The sequence below is a fragment of the Mesorhizobium sp. M8A.F.Ca.ET.207.01.1.1 genome (assembly GCF_004794715.1).
Classification (GTDB): domain Bacteria; phylum Pseudomonadota; class Alphaproteobacteria; order Rhizobiales; family Rhizobiaceae; genus Mesorhizobium.
Window position 1 is genome coordinate 663,855 of record NZ_SRUS01000001.1, and the last position, 16,213, is coordinate 680,067.

Below are 16,213 nucleotides of genomic sequence, written 5' to 3' on the forward strand. Positions count from 1 at the left end.
GGCCACGCAAACGGCGATCGGTCACGAATGTAAGGGCATGGCCGCCGTCATTTGCGAATGCTTCATTTTCGCGGCCGAATATGGCAGGGGACGCTGAAATGCCGCAAACAGCAGTTCATTGACAATCATGCCCATCTCCAAAGATTCCGCTAACCCCGCAGCCGTCGGCCCGGCGATCATCCTGGTCGAGCCGCAGCTCGGCGAGAACATCGGCATGGTCGCCCGCGCCATGGCCAATTTCGGCTTGGTCGAGCTGCGCCTGGTCAATCCGCGTGACGGCTGGCCGAGTGAGAAGGCGCGCGCCGCCGCCAGCCGTGCCGACCATGTCATCGACGCCGTCACCGTTTACGAGGATCTGGCCTCGGCGCTCGCCGACCTGAACTTCGTCTTCGCCACCACCGCCAGGCAGCGCGACGGCTTCAAATCCGTGCGCGGCCCGGTGGAAGCGGGCAGGGTGCTCCGTGCCCGTCACGGAATGGGGCAGCGCACCGGCATCCTGTTCGGACGCGAGCGCTTCGGTCTCTACAATGACGAGGTTGGCCTCGCCGACGAAATCGTCACTTTCCCGGTCGATCCGGATTTCTCCTCGCTCAACATCGCCCAGGCGGCCTTGCTGATGTCCTATGAGTGGATGAAGTCGGGTCTGGAGGACGAAACCAGGACCAATTTTTCGGGGCCGGAGATGAAGCCGGCAAGCAAGGAAGAATTGCACGGCCTGTTCGCCTATCTGGAAGGCGCATTGGAAGCGCGCGGCTATTTCCGACCGGCGCCGAAGAAACCGAAAATGGTCGACAATCTGCGCGCCGTGCTGACGCGGCCCGGCTTCGCCGAACCGGAGCTCAAGGTGTTGCGCGGCATCATCTCGTCGCTGGACAGGTTCTCGCCGGCCATGCCGCGCGGCGACGGCTCTCCGGGCGACGATCCCCGGCGATTGCCGGCGGCGGCCGCGCGTGCTCGCAAGGTGGATGCGGCTGATCAACTCCCCGACGCCAATGGCGACGATACCGACACGCCGCCGCTGGGCGGCAAGGGAACAGACAATGACTGACCAGCCGATCCTGATGTTCGATTCCGGCGTCGGCGGGCTCACCGTGCTGCGCGAGGCGCGCGTCCTGATGCCCGACCGGCGCTTCATCTATGTCGCCGACGATGCCGCTTTTCCCTTTGGCGCCTGGGAAGAGCCGGCACTGCGGACCCATATACTGGAGCTGTTCGCCAAATTGCTCGACCGCTTCGCGCCGGCGATTTCGGTCATCGCCTGCAACACCGCCTCGACGCTGGTGATCGACGCGCTGCGTGAAAGATTTCCTGGCCATCCCTTCGTCGGCACCGTGCCTGCGGTCAAGCCGGCGGCCGAGCGCACGCGCTCGGGCCTGGTCTCGGTGCTGGCCACGCCGGGCACGGTGAAGCGGCAATACACGCGCGACCTGATCAGCAAATGGGCGCAGAAATGCCATGTCCGCCTGGTCGGCAGCGACAGGCTGGCGGGCCTGTCCGAAGCCTATATGCGCGAGGGCTTCGTCGACGAGGAGGCCGTACGCGCCGAGATCGCGCCATGCTTCATCGAGCGCGACGGTATGCGCACCGATATCGTCGTGCTGGCCTGCACGCACTATCCCTTTCTGGTCAATCGCATGCGCAAGACCGCGCCCTGGCCGGTCGACTGGATCGATCCGGCCGAAGCGATCGCACGGCGAGCCCTCTCGCTGCTGCCGCCCATCGATGGAGCGCTGCCGCAAGGCGAACCCGATATAGCGGTGTTCACCTCGGGCAAGGCGGATTTCGCCGTCAGCCGCCTGATGCAGGGCTTTGGACTGACCGTGCGCTAGCCAGTGGGCAACGTCTGCCTGTCAAACAGGTTCGAAGACGATGCTGCGTTGATCCGGATCAGCCAGGACCAGCCTTAGCTTCAGATTTTCGCCCTGTCTGAGCCCCGAGGCTTTTACGTTTGCAACGACAGGCATGTCGGCAAGCTGAACGCGCACGCCATGGTCGACGACGTCGGTGACGACGGCTTTGAACGTCTCACCCTCGCGCCCCTCCAGCATGACCGCCTCGGCAAGGTCGATGGCCGCGTGGTTGATCTGCGAAGCGCGGCTATCGGCACGTCCCATCGCCTTCGGCAACCTGGCGAACGCGTCGGTGACAGCCTGGGGCACGGGCTGGCCGTTGGCGATCGCCAGCGCGCAGCGCACGACATAGCGATCGGCAAGTCGCCTGAGTGGTGCTGTCGCATGGGCATAGGTGGCGGCCATGGCCTCATGCCAGGGGACAACGCCGTCCTGATAGGGCTGGTAGGACGCGCCGGGGCTTGCATGGCGGATTTCCAGCATCAACGCTGCTTGTCGCGGATCGGTGGGATCGAGGGTTCGCTGATAGTCTCGCAAACCGGTGGAGGCCGGCCAGGACAGTCCGAGAGCCTGTGCCGCGTTGCGCAGTCTTTGAACCTTGAACGCATCCGGCCCCGACATCACCCGGAACAAACCGGTGTGATGCGCAAGCATGGCATCGGCAATCGCCATGTTGGCGGCCAGCGAAAGCGCGGCATTGTCCTGCTCGGATTGCAGCAGCGGTCTGAACGAAAGCCGGTATGTGCCATCGGCAAGCCTTTCCACCTCCTGCTCGGGTGGATCGACGCGGGAAGCCCCGCGACGCTTTTCGTTCATTGCCATGCGCCGCGCCATTTCGGCAAAGCCGGCCGGAACGTCGGAAGCCTTCACGCTGTCATAGGCGAGCTTGGCGCGGCTTTGAATGATTGCCCGCTCCGCGCCGTCCAGCTTCGTCGCACCATCCTGCGCAACCCGAACCGTGAAGATGACAGCTGGACGCGGTCCATCAGGCAACAGGCTTGCCGCACCCTCGGCAATCATCGGCGGGTAGAGCCCGGCCTTGCCGTCTGGCAAGTAAAGTGTCTCGCCCCGCGTCCAGGCTTCGAGATCCACCGTGTCGCCGTCCTCGACGAACCAGGCCACGTCGGCAATGGCATAATGCAGCAGAAGATCACTGCCGCTCGCCTCGATCGAGAATGCTTGATCAAGATCGGTGGAGGCAGCCGGGTCGAGCGTGACAAAGGGCATCGCCCTTCGATCGGCATGCTGGTCGGGCACACGTTTGGCCGCCGCATCCGCTGCGGCAACGACATCAGCCGGAAATCCATCCGGCACGTGCAATTCGGTGCGGATTTTCGCCAGGCCAGTGGAGAGAGCCCGTGAGGGATCGGTCAGAGATTTCATTCAGCCGTCCTACACTGGGGTTCCGGACACGGGAAGGCTGCCAACGAAAATCGCCAAGGGCGTCCATCGGCTGGCGCCGAGCGGATCGGGAATGAGCCATTGGCGCTGGAACCGCCGCCGAAGCGCGGCGTTTCTCCTGACAGCAAGAGGAGACCTCGCCATGCCAGCCACCTCGAAAGCCCAGCAGAAGGCCGCCGGCGCCGCACTCTCCGCCAAGCGCGGCGAGACCAAGAAAAGCGAGCTCAAAGGCGCTTCCAAGGGCATGTACGAATCGATGAATGAAAAGCAGCTCGAGGAATTCGCCGAGACGAAGCGCAAGGGTCTACCGGAGAAAAAATCCTAGGCTTGAGCGCTTCGAGCTCGACTACCTTGGAATGAAAAAGGGCCAGCGACATGCGCTGCCCGTGGGATTGTTGTTTGGAGCAGCCTGCCAGCGGTGGCAGCCGGGTATTCTCTCGACGATCACCCTGCGATGACCATGCCGCCACACCACTCGCTTGTTGACGATGACCCGGCGGACCTGTTTGTGGCCGTGCCAGTGGCGCGCCATGCCCGTTCCGGGCCGACCGCCACCGACCCTGCAAGCACCGCGGCACCTGCCAGGGTAAGGAAGAACTTCTTCATGCAATCAGGCTCTCTAGCTCCAGTCCCTTCCTGGTGCCGCTGGCGCAAAACCTCCCGCCACATCGCATCAACGCCTTGAACGCTATACGGTTTGCTCCGCGCCGCGCCACTCACGAACTTGACATCGGTTAAATCTCGGTTTAATCAGCCGCCAACGCCGGGCAGCGATGTCCGGTGTTTGTTTTGTATACGCAAGATCTGTCACGATAGCTGTTTCCGATTTTGTTTGAACTGACGTGTCCCGTGGGTTTTCCGCCGCGTTGCGTGGGAAAATCCTGTCAGGTCTCGAAAACGGAGGCCAGAGGAGGGCGCGTTTCCTTCCCCCGGACCATGAGGTGCCGGGTGTGTCGTTTTGAAAAGGGAATGCGATGAGCAAGCGCGAATCCGCGAAATACAAGATCGACCGCCGTCTCGGCGAAAATATCTGGGGCCGCCCTAAGTCCCCGGTCAACAAGCGTGAATACGGCCCCGGCCAGCATGGCCAGCGCCGCAAGGGCAAGCTTTCCGACTTCGGCCTGCAGCTGCGCGCCAAGCAAAAGCTGAAGGGTCACTATGGCGACGTTTCGGAAAAGCAGTTCCGCAAGGTCTATGAAGAGGCCGATCGCCGCAAGGGCGACACCTCCGAGAACCTGATCGGCCTGCTCGAGTCGCGTCTGGACGCGGTCGTCTACCGCGCCAAGTTCGTGCCGACCATCTTCGCCGCCCGCCAGTTCGTCAACCACGGCCACGTCAACGTCAACGGCAAGCGCGTCAACATCGGCTCGTACCGCTGCAAGCCGGGCGATGTCGTCGAAGTGCGCGAAAAGTCGAAGCAGCTCGTCATCGTCCTCGAATCGGTGGGCCTCGCCGAGCGCGACGTGCCGGACTACATCGAAGCCGATCACAACAAGATGGTCGCGACCTTCTCGCGCATCCCCGGCCTCGCGGACGTTCCGTTCGCCGTGCAGATGGAACCGAACCTGGTCGTCGAATTCTATTCGCGCTAAGCGAACGTCTTTCTGCGATATCGGAAAGGCCGCCTTCGAGGCGGCCTTTTTGTTTCGGGCATCCGCTTTGCCGTTTCGATTTTGCGGCCGATGCGCTAATCCGGGCGGAAGTCACATTCAGGGGCCGCCGTGCCATGAACATGCAGCCAGACATCGAAACGCTTGAACCAGCCGCCGAAGGCGGCTCCCATCCGCTGTTCGCCGAGGTGCCGTCGTCGGTCGAGTTCAACAAATTGCGCAAGCGGCTGCTGCGGCAGACCCGCCAGGCGATCGAGGACTTTTCGATGGTGAAGCCCGGCGAGCGCTGGCTGGTGGCGCTGTCGGGCGGCAAGGATTCTTACGGTCTGCTCGCCTTGCTGCTCGACATGAAATGGCGCGGGCTGCTGCCGGTCGAATTGCTGGCCTGCAATCTCGACCAGGGCCAGCCGAATTTTCCAAAGAATATACTGCCCGATTATCTCGACGCCAACGGCATCGCGCATCGGATAGAATACCGGGACACCTATTCGGTCCTCACCGACAAGCTCCCCGAAGGCAGCACCTATTGCTCGCTCTGCTCGCGGCTGCGGCGCGGCCATCTCTACAGGATCGCCCGCGAGGAGGGCTGTTCGGCGCTGGTGCTCGGCCATCATCGCGAGGACATCCTCGAAACCTTCTTCATGAACCTGTTCCACGGTGGTCGGCTTGCCGCCATGCCGCCAAAACTGCTCAACGACGACGGCGACGTCATGGTGTTGCGGCCGCTGAGCTACTGCGCCGAGGTCGATCTGGAAAAATTCGCCGCCGCGATGCGATTCCCGATCATCCCTTGCGATCTCTGCGGCAGCCAGGAAGGGCTGCAGCGCAACGCCATGAAGGCGATGCTCGAGGACATCGAAAAGCGCATGCCTGGTCGCAAGGACACGATGATCCGCGCCCTGTCCAACACCAGGCCGTCGCATTTGCTCGACCGAAAGCTGTTCGATTTCGCCGCCCTCAATGAAACCCTCGCGATCAGGCAAGACATTTCCGATGACATTTGACGATACCGCCATCGACTGGCTGGCCGGGATTCTGGCCGAGGCAGCCCACGCTGAAATCATGCCGCGCTTTCGCCGATTGAGCGATGGCGATATCAGGCAGAAGACATCCGCCGCCGATCTGGTGACGGAAGCCGATGTCAACGCCGAGCGGCTGATCACCGCCAGGCTGCGCGAGCGTTATCCGTCGGCCATGGTCGTGGGCGAGGAGGCCTGCTCCGACAATCCGGCGCTGCTCGATGGCTTGGGCGATGCCGAATTGGCATTCACCGTCGATCCGGTGGACGGCACCTTCAATTTCGCATCCGGCGTGCCGCTGTTCGGCGTCATGCTGGCGGTCGTGGTCAGGGGCGAGACGGTCGCGGGCATCATCCATGATCCGGTCGGCAAGGATTGGCTCATCGCCGCCAAAGGCGCCGGCAGCCATATCAGGCATGCCCATGGCAGCCTGGAGAAAGTGCATGTAGCGGCGCCCGTGCCGATCTCGCAAATGACGGGCGCGGTATCCTGGCAATATCTCGACGAGCCGGAGCGCTCACGCCTCGCTCGTAACCAGACCAAGGCACTGTCGCAATTCGGCTATCGCTGCGCCGCCCACGAATATCGCTTGCTGGCCAGCGGACATGCGCATTTTGTCGTCTACAACAAGCTGATGCCCTGGGATCATCTGCCCGGCGTGCTGATCCACCAGGAAGCCGGCGGCCATGCCGCGCGCATCGACGGCAGCGCCTATCTGCCGTCCCATGTCGACGGCGGTCTGCTTGTCGCACCGGACCAGGACAGCTGGCAGGACCTGCGCCACGAACTGTGGGCGGAATAGGATCAATTCCTGTGGCTTGAACTGTTGGGTTGTGCGGGTTGAATCGGTGCGTTTGGCGGAGGCTCCCGAATGAAACGTCGGTTCGCGGTTTTTGCGGCACTTGCCTTGTTTGCGAATTGCAACGGGGCTCTCTCGCAAGAGCATCCCTGCCGTAGCACCGATCTCATCGACACCATCAAGGAGATGTCGGACGCCATCTATGCATGCTGGCGGCCGCCGCCAGGAACCGCGGGCATGTCCTTGACGCTGCGGTTCTCGCTCCGCCGCAACGGCACGCTGATCGGCAAGCCTCGTGCCACCTATTCCGACCTGGGAACCGATTCCCAGCTCGGCCGGGCCTTCGTGGCATCCATCCTCAAGGCGCTCGACGACGCTTTGCCGTTGCCCTTTTCAGATGGCATGGGTGGAGCGATCGCGGGGCGGATGCTTTCTCCTCGCTTCACGGCGTCGCTCGAAGGTACATCCTGACCACCCGCAAACGACAAGTCAGTGCAGGTCGGTGACGTGCCCTGAGACGGGTGCGTTCTGCGGCTGGAACATCTTGCCGCGCTCGGCAATCAGGATCATCAGCAGCGCCGCGACGGAGACGCTGCAGAAGCCGGCGGCCAGCGGCGTCACCGTGCCGTTGAAAGCCTGGCCGATCAGCGTGCCGAGAATGCCGCCGAGAAACGTCTGCATGAAACCCAGAATGGACGACGCCGTACCGGCCAGTTGGCCGAGCGGCTCCATGGCCAACGCGTTGAAATTCGCGCCTAGGCAGCCAAACGGCAGCATGGCACCGGCAAAGAAAGTGATGAACAGCCAGAGCGGCATCTTCATTTCCAGTGAAACCACGAGCCAGGCAAGGCTGATCACCAGAAACAGCAGCAGCGCGCCTTGCGACAGGCGGCGCATGCCGATACGTCCGACGAGGCGCGAGTTGAGATAGTTGGAGAAGGCGAGCACGCCGGCGACACCGGCGAAGATGACGGGAAACATCTCGCCGACGTTGAAGATGTTGACATAGATCTGCTGCGCCGAGGCGATGAAGCCGAACATGGCGCCGAAGATGAACGTGCTGGCGAAGGCATAGCAGAGCGCGATGCGGTTGGTGAGCACGATGCGAAAGCCGCCGACAATGGAGGAGACCGTCAGTGGCCGGCGATATTCGGGATGCAGCGTCTCGGGCAGGCGCAGCAACGACCATGCCGACACGACCAGCGCGCCGACGGCCATGGTGACGAAGATCCAGTGCCAGGTCGCGAACAGCATGATGAACTGGCCGATGCCTGGCGCCACGACCGGAATGGCCATGAACACCATGAAGATCAGCGACATGACTTCGGCCATACGCCGGCCGTCGAATGTATCGCGCACGATCGAGACCGCGATCACGCGCGTGGCCGCCGCGCCGATGCCTTGCACGGCGCGGCATATCAAAAGTGTCTCGAAGCTCGGCGCGATCGCGGCTGCGGCGGCCGCCGCCACGTAGATGATCAGGCCGGCGACGAGCGGCGAACGGCGCCCGTAACGGTCCGAGATCGGCCCGAAGAACAACTGGCCGCCGCCGAAACCCAGTATGTAGGCGGTGACCACATATTGCCTGTGGTTTTCATTCTCGACGCCGAGCGAGGCGCCGATCTGCTGCAGCGCCGGCAGCATGATGTCGATAGCCAGCGAATTGAGCGCCATCAGCGCCGCGCAGAGCGCGATGAACTCCCAGCGCGGAATGGGCAATTGGCTTGCCCCGGGCAAGGTGCTTGCCCCGGGCAAGGTGCTTGCCCCTTGCGGCGCTGATTTCTGCTGGTCCACGGCAAGTCCGATCTCTCAACCGAAAACGCGCCGGCGGGCCGGCGCATTGGCTCGTGCTGATCCCGGAATCCGGGATGTAAAAACTGCCGGGGTGGGGCAGCCCTGATGGTCGGGGGCATGTCGATATCGACATGGCCCAAACCGAAGTCAGGCGGCGCCTTTGACGCTCACGCCCTTCTCGACGAGGAAGGTCTGCAATTCGCCAGCCTGGAACATTTCGCGGATGATATCGCAGCCGCCGACGAATTCGCCCTTGACGTAGAGCTGCGGGATCGTCGGCCAGTTGGAATAGTCCTTGATGCCCTGGCGCAATTCGGCGGAATCCAGGACGTTCACGCCTTTGTAGTCAGCGCCGATATAGTCGAGGATCTGGACGACCTGGCCGGAAAACCCGCATTGCGGAAAGCCGGGCGTGCCCTTCATGAAAAGGACGACGTCGTTGCCCTTCACTTCATTGTCGATGTAGTCGTTGATACCGCTCATGGAATATCCTTTCACGCCCGTGGGAGTCAGGCTCGAAGCATGTCTTTCAAATAAACCCATAGGTTGCCCGAAACAAGACTTTAGCCATGCCATCACCCGAATGGCGCAAAGAATGGGCCGTTTTGGGCCAAGCGTGTCGGCGGGAAATGCCTCAGTCGGGAACGCTGGTCTGCAGCGCCAGCGCGTGCAGTACGCCGCCCATATTGCCCTTCAGCGCGTCATAGACCATCTGGTGCTGCTGAACGCGGCTTTTTCCCCGAAAGCTCTCGGCCACGACTTCGGCCGCGTAATGGTCGCCATCGCCGGCGAGGTCGCGGATCGTCACGCGGGCGTCCGGGATCCCGTCCTTGATCAGTTTTTCGATGTCGTGGGCGTCCATTGCCATTGCAGAAATTCCTGTTTCGGGAGGGCGGCGGCGCGGCGGCCCGTGCGATGAGAGTCGGCCAAGCCTAAAGCCTTTCCAATCCGGATTGAAGCGGTTCCGTTCTGTTGGCGTTCAGGAGATGGTTTCGCCCGGCCCCCGCGCCGGCTCGTCCTCGCGCATCGAAAAGGCGCGGCCAAGGGTGAAAACCAGCACGTAGAGCGGGATGTTGACCGCCAGGTTGGCAATCGGCAGATAGCTGGTCATTTGCCAGGCTGACGAGAAGAACGGCTGGCCGTAACCATCGCAGACAAGCGAAGACCCATACTCCCACAAGGCTCCCAAAACAGCCGAGACGGCGAAAAGCTTGATGCAGGTGACGACGTGCCTTGCCCGCGTTGGCTCCGGCAGCAGCCGGTTCCAGAGCACCAGGCAGACGATCGGAACCGCGTAGATGAGGTTCTGCAGGACAAGCATCGGAAGCGTATCATTGGCCGCGGCCAGAAACTCCGCGCGTGTTTCCAGCCTGGTACAAACCTCACTCGAGGTCGTCGACAGCAGGAAGAAGACGAACGGCCCGAGGCACCAGAAGAAGAACAGCGACGGCCAGAAGACGACTGCAAGCAGCGCCCGTACGGCCAGTTTCTTATGATTGAGCAGGATCTTCTTCCGAAAACCGGTTTCCACTTTTCGGGATCATGCTCTCGTCAACTGGCCTGGTCCATGAAGCGGGGGAACCAGCCTTCATGGGCGGCGGTCAGATCGCTGACCGGGATTGCCCTGGCATCGCCGAGCTTCAGCGCGTTGCCTCCCGTCGAGCCGATCCACGGCGCGAAGATGCCGAGTTCGCCCTGCTGCTTGCGGATAGCATCCCATTCATCGCCATGCGGATCGATCGACAGCGTCAGGAGATAGCGGCCCTGGTCTTCGCCGAACCAGACCGGGATCGGATCGGTGCCGACAAGCCCGGGAACGGTCGCGCCGATGCCGGACGCCATCGCCATTTCGGCCAAGGCCACCGCAATGCCGCCGTCTGAGACGTCATGTGCCGCCGTAACGATGCCGGACGCGATCAGCGAACGCACATGGTCGCCGACGCGCTTCTCGTGCTCGAGATCGACCGGAGGCGGCGGGCCATCGTTGCGGCCGTGGATATCCCTGAGATAGGCCGACTGGCCAAGATGCGTGCCCCAGGAAGCCGGCGCGCCGACCAGCAGGATCATCTGGCCTTCCGCCGCAAAGCCGATCCGCGCCATCTTCGACCAGTCCGATATCAGGCCGACGCCGCCGATGGTCGGTGTCGGCAGGATGCCCTGGCCGTTGGTTTCGTTGTAGAGCGAGACGTTGCCGGACACGATCGGGAAGCCGAGCGCCCGGCAGGCATCGCCGATGCCTTTCACGGCGCCGACCAGCTGGCCCATGATCTCCGGCCGTTCGGGATTGCCGAAATTGAGATTGTCGGTGGCGGCGAGCGGCAGCGCGCCGGTGGCGGTCAGGTTGCGCCAGCATTCGGCCACCGCCTGCTTGCCGCCCTCATAAGGGTCGGCCTCGCAATAGCGCGGCGTCACGTCGGACGAGAAAGCCAGCGCCTTGGTCGGATGGCCCTCGACCCGCACCACGCCGGCATCCCCGCCCGGAAGCTGCAGCGAATTGCCCTGGATCAGTGTGTCGTACTGTTCCCACACCCAGCGGCGTGACGACAGGTCCGGTCCGCCGAGCAACTTCAACAGTGCATCGGCGAGATCGGCCTGCGGGATATCGTTGGCGCCAAGCGGCGCCCGCTTCTTCGGCTCGACCCACGGACGATCGTATTCCGGTGCCTTGTCGCCAAGGTCCTTGATCGGCAGGTCGGCGACCTCGTCGCCCTGGTGCCGCACGCGGAAGCGCAGATCGTCGGTGGTCTTGCCGACGATGGCGAAGTCGAGGCCCCATTTGTGGAAGATCGCCTCGGCTTCCTTTTCCTTTTCGGGACGCAGCACCATCAGCATGCGTTCCTGACTTTCCGACAGCATCATCTCGTAGGCGCTCATGCGCTCTTCGCGCACCGGCACCTTGTCGAGGTCGAGCTCGATGCCGAGGTCGCCCTTGGCACCCATTTCGACGGCAGAACAGGTGAGGCCGGCCGCACCCATGTCCTGGATGGCGATGACGGCGCCCGAGGCCATCAGTTCGAGACAGGCCTCCAACAGGCATTTTTCGGTGAAGGGGTCGCCGACCTGCACTGTCGGGCGCTTCTCGTCGATCTTGTCGTCGAACTCGGCCGACGCCATGGTGGCGCCGCCGACACCGTCGCGGCCGGTCTTGGCGCCGAGGTAGACGACAGGCAGGCCGACGCCCTTGGCTTCGGACAGGAAAATGGCATTGGTCTTGGCAAGGCCTGCGGCGAAGGCGTTGACCAGGATGTTGCCGTTGTAGCGGGCGTCGAAATTGACCTCGCCGCCAACCGTCGGCACGCCGAAGGAATTGCCGTAGCCGCCGACGCCCGAAACCACGCCGGCGACGAGATGCCTGGTCTTGGGATGGTCGGGAGCACCGAAGCGCAGCGCGTTCATCGCCGCGATCGGCCGCGCGCCCATGGTGAAGACATCGCGCAAGATGCCGCCGACGCCGGTCGCCGCACCCTGATAGGGCTCGATGAAGGAGGGGTGATTGTGGCTTTCCATCTTGAAGACGACGCAGTCGCCGTCGCCGATGTCGACCACGCCCGCATTCTCGCCCGGGCCCTGGATGACCTGCGGACCTGTGGTCGGCAAGGTGCGCAGCCATTTCTTCGAGGATTTGTAGGAGCAGTGCTCGTTCCACATCGCCGAGAAGATGCCGAGTTCGGTAAAGCTCGGTTCGCGTCCGACGAGGTCGAGGATGCGCTGATATTCGTCGGGCTTCAGCCCATGCGCGGCGATGAGCTCTGATGTGATCGGTACGGAATTGGAAATGGTCATGGGCGGCGATTTATGTCCATGGAGCAGGGATTTTGAGTCTCCTCTTATCGCAAGCTTTGCGGCCGATACACCCGTCGGCGGAGGAAAAAGGCAGAAAGCAACAGGGTGATGACCCCGATGGGTCTTTCGTACGCGACGAAAGACGCCGCCAGCTATTGCAGCCCTGCAAAGTCAAATGGGGAACGCCATGATGTCCCAGCCGTTAGGTCCCTATCACCCAGGAGACAGCACGATGGCTACCAAGCAAGGCAAGAACGACAATCGCCTCTCGGACAAGGAGGCCCTCCATATCGCGGAGACCACCGACGTTTCGCCCCGGCAGGCCAAGGAATTGGCTGAGAAGCACGGCAAGGACAAGGCCGAGAAGGAAGCCAAGAACTTCAAGGCCGAAGGCTGATCCGGGTCCGGTGCTGACAAGTCCCGGTTTCGCAGGGCGGCATATTGAGGCAGCAGGGCGGGTGGCCGCGAAAGGTTCAGGAAAAACTGTCGTAGCCCGCGCGGCCCTCGTCCAGCAGCCGCCTGATCACCGCGACGCCGCCGGCAATATCCTCGCGCCGCCTCGGCTGCGAAACGCCGAAGCGCACCCCATGGAAAACCCACTCCGAGCGCCCCGCCTTGAACTCATCCTCGTCATCGATCAGCACGCCGTGCTCGAGACAGGCATTCTTGAACGTGCCGGAAAGCCAGGGATCGGGCAGGGTGAGCCAGACGAACGGAACTTTGTCGTGCGATTTGAATGAGAAGCCTGCCAAGCTTTCGCGCACAATGGACATGCGGGCGCCGATCTCCGCGATGCTGCGTTTGCGGATTTCGCTGGCCTGGCCGGAAAGCACCAGCCGGGCATTCACCTCCGCCAACAGGAACGGCATGCCGCCGGTCATCATCTTGTGGGCGACGCGGATGCGATGGCGATAGGCGGGCGGGCAGGACAGCCAGCCGCCACGCAGACCGGCGGCGACCGATTTCGACAGGCCGCCGGCAATGATGGTGCGTTCGGGCGCAAATTCGGCAAGCAGCGGTGTCGGGTCGTCGGTCAGATGGCCGTAGAGGTCATCCTCGATCAGGATGACGTTGTATTCACGGGCGACACGCGCGATGGCCTCGCGGCGCGCCGGTGACAAGGTCACCAGGGTCGGATTCTGCGCCGTCGGCATCAGAAAGACCATCTTGGGGTGCTTTTGTGCGCAGACGCGTTCGAAATCCGCCGGATCGAGGCCTTCATCGTCCGATGCCACCAGCGCGGTGCGCCGGCCGATCAGGCCGGCGCTGCGGGAAATTTGCGAGTAGGTGAGGTGCTCGAAGGCGACATAGTCGCCGGGCGTGGTCAGGGCCGCGATCGCGGCCATCACCGCGGCATGGGTGCCGAGGGTGGGGACGATTGTATCGGTCGTTGGCCGGAAGGAGTTTCGTGACAGCCACCGGGCGCCGGCTTCGTACCAGCGATCAGGAAAATCGCGCGTGTAGCTCGAAATCTCATGCGGATGGTCCTGTGCGGCACGCGAGAGCACGTCAGCGACAATGGCGCCCTGGCCAATGTCGGGGGCTGCCGTGCTGTCGAACCGCAGCTTGTCCGTGGGGGCGTCGACATAACGCGTGCCTTCCACGCTGGCGTCGGGCGCCTCTGGCTTTGTAATGGCAATGTTTTCGCCGAGCACATAGGTCCCCCGTCCGACCTCGCCACTGACGAGGCCGCGCTCACGCAGCAATTGATAGGCCCGACCGACCGTGCCGACAGTGGCGCCGATGTCGTAGGCGAGATCGCGCTGTGGCGGCAGTTTTGCCCCCGCGCCGATCACTCCCCGGTCGATATCCGCCTCGATGGAATCCGCGAGGCGCTGATACAGCGGACCTGAACCCGTGAGATCTGGAATCCAATTTGTCATGGTGACAAATTTCTATATTGCACCGTTTCGGGAGTCAATACATAATTAATGAGGCACTAAAAGGGGTGCAATCGATAATTTTGGCAGAAAGAAAATGGATACAATCGCAACATTCCGCCACTCGGCAACCGAATTGCTCGGCCAGCCGACCCGCCCGTCCGGGCAGCGCGGCTTCGCCAGCCGGCTTGTGCAAGTGGTCAGGTCGCTGGCGAAATGGATCGGCCATCTGCTGGAGCGCCGGCGCGGCCGGCTGGCATTGCTGGAGATGACCGACGATCAGCTCAAGGACATCGGCATCTCGCGCTGCGACGCCCACCGCGAGGGCATCAAGCCGCTGTGGGAATAGCGACCGGTCTATCGGTGGCCTTTTCTCCTGAGGCGCCCGACACCGTGATCGACGAAAACGGCGACGACGCATATCACCAGGAACAGCGCGGTGATGGCGAGCGCCGCGACAGTGACGCTCCCGACGCCGTTCTTGGCGATATCGAGGAAGGGGTAGGGCACCTCGCCCGCCAGCGGCGCCCGCGCCAGCGAATAGACCAGATAGGCGATGGGATAGACAACCCACCAGGAGACGTCGCTCCATCGCGTTCTGCCGTCGGCGCCTGATATCAGCCACCACAGCACGAACAGCACCGGCGTCACATAGTGCAGCAGGACGTCGCAGAGCAGGAACAGGCCCTGCGGCTGCCAGAGCCGCGCCAGTACCGTGGCATAGACGATGAAGACCAGGGTGATCGAGACCGCGACGCACGCGCGCATCCGGGGGCCGGCAAAGGCAGGCAGCCAGGCATAGCCGCTGGATGACAACAGCGAGATGTGGACCAGCACGGCGCCAATGTTGGTCAGGATGGTGAAGAAGCTGAAATAGAACACGATCGAGCCGAGCAGGCCGCGGCCCGCTTCCATCGATGCCGGAATGGTGATCGAGAACTGCAGGACGAGCGCGATCAGGCCAACAACCAATCCCGCGATCTGCAGGAACCGGCCCATGGCTGGCTCAAGCGGTGGCTGCGCAGGTCGGATTGCCCGCCTGCCAGCGCGCGATATCAGAACTGATGCGGGCGCCGAGCGGGTCGTTCATCAACGGTCCGAAGACGTCGACACGGCTTGAATTCCCCTGCGCCTGCACGACCAGCAACGGTTTGCCGCCATAGTGCTTGGCCGGCACCAGAAGGAAGCGCGGCGTGCCGCTGAACGAGTTCAGCTCATTGGCCATCTGATACTGCTTGAAGGCCGGATCCTTGCTGGCGATCCAGCATTTGTGGGCTGCTATCGCGACCTGTTCCATGGCCAGCAGCGCAGCACTCTTGCCCGAGGGCACAGGCGTGCTCTTCGGGGTCGATTGGCACGATGCCAGGGCAAAGCCTGCCGCGGCGACGAAGGCGACCGTCTTGCTCTTGATCAAGCGGCACCCATCTCGAGTTCGGACAGGAAGATCTTCAGGCCGTCTGTCATCTCGCCCCATACCCTGGACAATGCGGGATGCTGCGAGGCGATCTGCTCATAGGCATCGAATTTGGGATAGGCGTCGAGCAGGTCGTGGCGACCTGTCATGGCGCGGAAATTGTTGAAGATGAACCGCGTCGGCGTCAGCCAGGCATCGGCAAAGCTGATGTCGCTGCCGAGCGCGAAGGGGCCTTGCGCCATCCGCGCCTCGATGGCCGCCAGCCCATGGTGGAGACGGGCGAATTGGGCTTCGATCTCGGCATTGTTGCGCTTCGGCATGAAATGCAGCTCGAAAAGCTTCATTGTCGGCGTCAACACGTCGAGGTCGGTGATGCGGGCGAACATGCGCACCAGCGCGCGGTCCTTGGAATCGGGCGGCAACAGCGCCGGTTCCGGAAACCGCTCCTCGAGATATTCGGCGATGACCACCGATTCGACGATGGTTTCGCCCGAGCCGGTGATCAGCACTGGAATGCGGTTCATCGGCGAGATGGCCCGAAACTCTTCGGGGATCGGAAAACCCGGCGGCGGCGCGATGATCTTGAGCGGCACGTCCTTGATATAGGCCAGTGCGCGCACGATCGAAGAGTAGGGCGACAACGGCCGCGAATAGAGTTTCATG

Annotated in this window: 19 protein-coding genes; 9 read left to right on the forward strand and 10 right to left on the reverse strand. The window is 62.8% G+C overall.

The window, feature by feature from the left end:
- The first annotated feature begins 127 nt into the window (after window positions 1-127).
- Window positions 128-1,048: an RNA methyltransferase gene (locus EN850_RS03295; RefSeq protein ID WP_136090636.1), complete on the forward strand. Its 921-nt coding sequence runs from the start codon at window positions 128-130 to the stop codon at window positions 1,046-1,048.
- Window positions 1,041-1,829: a glutamate racemase gene (gene murI, locus EN850_RS03300; protein WP_127279224.1), complete on the forward strand. Its 789-nt coding sequence runs from the start codon at window positions 1,041-1,043 to the stop codon at window positions 1,827-1,829. The genes EN850_RS03295 and murI overlap by 8 nt, the downstream gene beginning before the upstream one ends.
- Before the next feature lie 21 nt (window positions 1,830-1,850).
- On the opposite strand, the gene EN850_RS03305 is transcribed toward murI, so the two are convergent.
- On the reverse strand, window positions 1,851-3,233 hold the full coding sequence (locus tag EN850_RS03305) for an RNB domain-containing ribonuclease (RefSeq protein ID WP_136090637.1): 1,383 nt from the start codon (window positions 3,231-3,233) through the stop codon (window positions 1,851-1,853).
- Between the two features lie 160 nt (window positions 3,234-3,393).
- Between EN850_RS03305 and EN850_RS03310 the strand changes: the two genes are divergently transcribed.
- The 5 genes from EN850_RS03310 to EN850_RS03335 all read left to right on the forward strand — a co-directional run bounded on the left by EN850_RS03310 (window position 3,394) and on the right by EN850_RS03335 (window position 7,150).
- Complete coding sequence (locus tag EN850_RS03310; RefSeq protein ID WP_015318153.1) at window positions 3,394-3,576, forward strand: DUF3008 family protein; 183 nt, start codon at window positions 3,394-3,396, stop codon at window positions 3,574-3,576.
- A gap of 649 nt (window positions 3,577-4,225) precedes the next feature.
- On the forward strand, window positions 4,226-4,843 hold the full coding sequence (rpsD, locus tag EN850_RS03320; protein WP_013895883.1) for a 30S ribosomal protein S4: 618 nt from the start codon (window positions 4,226-4,228) through the stop codon (window positions 4,841-4,843).
- A 134-nt stretch (window positions 4,844-4,977) separates the two neighbouring features.
- Window positions 4,978-5,865: a tRNA 2-thiocytidine(32) synthetase TtcA gene (gene ttcA / locus EN850_RS03325; RefSeq protein ID WP_136090638.1), complete on the forward strand. Its 888-nt coding sequence runs from the start codon at window positions 4,978-4,980 to the stop codon at window positions 5,863-5,865.
- A complete protein-coding gene (locus EN850_RS03330; RefSeq protein WP_136090639.1) occupies window positions 5,855-6,682 on the forward strand; it encodes an inositol monophosphatase family protein in 828 nt (275 codons plus the stop codon). The genes ttcA and EN850_RS03330 overlap by 11 nt, the downstream gene beginning before the upstream one ends.
- A 69-nt stretch (window positions 6,683-6,751) precedes the next feature.
- Window positions 6,752-7,150 carry a cell envelope integrity protein TolA gene (locus EN850_RS03335; RefSeq protein WP_135915476.1) on the forward strand — a complete coding sequence of 133 codons (399 nt, stop codon included), beginning with the start codon at window positions 6,752-6,754 and terminating at the stop codon, window positions 7,148-7,150.
- An 18-nt stretch (window positions 7,151-7,168) separates the two neighbouring features.
- On the opposite strand, the gene EN850_RS03340 is transcribed toward EN850_RS03335, so the two are convergent.
- The 5 genes from EN850_RS03340 to purL all read right to left on the reverse strand — a co-directional run bounded on the left by EN850_RS03340 (window position 7,169) and on the right by purL (window position 12,256).
- Complete coding sequence (locus EN850_RS03340) at window positions 7,169-8,392, reverse strand: multidrug effflux MFS transporter (protein ID WP_189521819.1); 1,224 nt, start codon at window positions 8,390-8,392, stop codon at window positions 7,169-7,171.
- A 228-nt stretch (window positions 8,393-8,620) separates the two neighbouring features.
- Window positions 8,621-8,956 carry a Grx4 family monothiol glutaredoxin gene (gene grxD / locus EN850_RS03345; RefSeq protein ID WP_013895877.1) on the reverse strand — a complete coding sequence of 112 codons (336 nt, stop codon included), beginning with the start codon at window positions 8,954-8,956 and terminating at the stop codon, window positions 8,621-8,623.
- Between the two features lie 151 nt (window positions 8,957-9,107).
- Entirely contained in the window at window positions 9,108-9,341 is a 234-nt protein-coding gene (locus EN850_RS03350) for a BolA family transcriptional regulator (protein WP_015318146.1), read from the reverse strand.
- A 111-nt stretch (window positions 9,342-9,452) separates the two neighbouring features.
- Complete coding sequence (locus EN850_RS03355; protein ID WP_246689136.1) at window positions 9,453-10,004, reverse strand: hypothetical protein; 552 nt, start codon at window positions 10,002-10,004, stop codon at window positions 9,453-9,455.
- Window positions 10,005-10,024: 20 nt separating this feature from the next.
- A complete protein-coding gene (gene purL / locus EN850_RS03360) occupies window positions 10,025-12,256 on the reverse strand; it encodes a phosphoribosylformylglycinamidine synthase subunit PurL (RefSeq protein ID WP_136090640.1) in 2,232 nt (743 codons plus the stop codon).
- 232 nt (window positions 12,257-12,488) lie between these two features.
- Here purL and EN850_RS36245 point away from each other — a divergent pair, with 232 nt between their 5' ends.
- Complete coding sequence (locus EN850_RS36245; protein WP_167531216.1) at window positions 12,489-12,653, forward strand: hypothetical protein; 165 nt, start codon at window positions 12,489-12,491, stop codon at window positions 12,651-12,653.
- Window positions 12,654-12,729: 76 nt separating this feature from the next.
- On the opposite strand, the gene EN850_RS03365 is transcribed toward EN850_RS36245, so the two are convergent.
- Window positions 12,730-14,139 carry a PLP-dependent aminotransferase family protein gene (locus tag EN850_RS03365; RefSeq protein ID WP_136090641.1) on the reverse strand — a complete coding sequence of 470 codons (1,410 nt, stop codon included), beginning with the start codon at window positions 14,137-14,139 and terminating at the stop codon, window positions 12,730-12,732.
- A gap of 94 nt (window positions 14,140-14,233) precedes the next feature.
- Here EN850_RS03365 and EN850_RS03370 point away from each other — a divergent pair, with 94 nt between their 5' ends.
- Entirely contained in the window at window positions 14,234-14,485 is a 252-nt protein-coding gene (locus tag EN850_RS03370) for a DUF1127 domain-containing protein (RefSeq protein ID WP_127279750.1), read from the forward strand.
- An 8-nt stretch (window positions 14,486-14,493) separates the two neighbouring features.
- On the opposite strand, the gene EN850_RS03375 is transcribed toward EN850_RS03370, so the two are convergent.
- The 3 genes from EN850_RS03375 to EN850_RS03385 are packed head-to-tail and all read right to left on the reverse strand — an operon-like array spanning window position 14,494 to window position 16,212.
- Window positions 14,494-15,135: a Pr6Pr family membrane protein gene (locus EN850_RS03375; RefSeq protein WP_135918701.1), complete on the reverse strand. Its 642-nt coding sequence runs from the start codon at window positions 15,133-15,135 to the stop codon at window positions 14,494-14,496.
- Between the two features lie 7 nt (window positions 15,136-15,142).
- Complete coding sequence (locus EN850_RS03380; protein ID WP_135880197.1) at window positions 15,143-15,550, reverse strand: hypothetical protein; 408 nt, start codon at window positions 15,548-15,550, stop codon at window positions 15,143-15,145.
- Window positions 15,547-16,212, reverse strand: a complete 666-nt coding sequence (locus EN850_RS03385) for a glutathione S-transferase family protein (protein WP_135880198.1) — start codon at window positions 16,210-16,212, stop codon at window positions 15,547-15,549. The genes EN850_RS03380 and EN850_RS03385 overlap by 4 nt, the downstream gene beginning before the upstream one ends.
- Between the last annotated feature and the right edge of the window lies 1 nt (window position 16,213).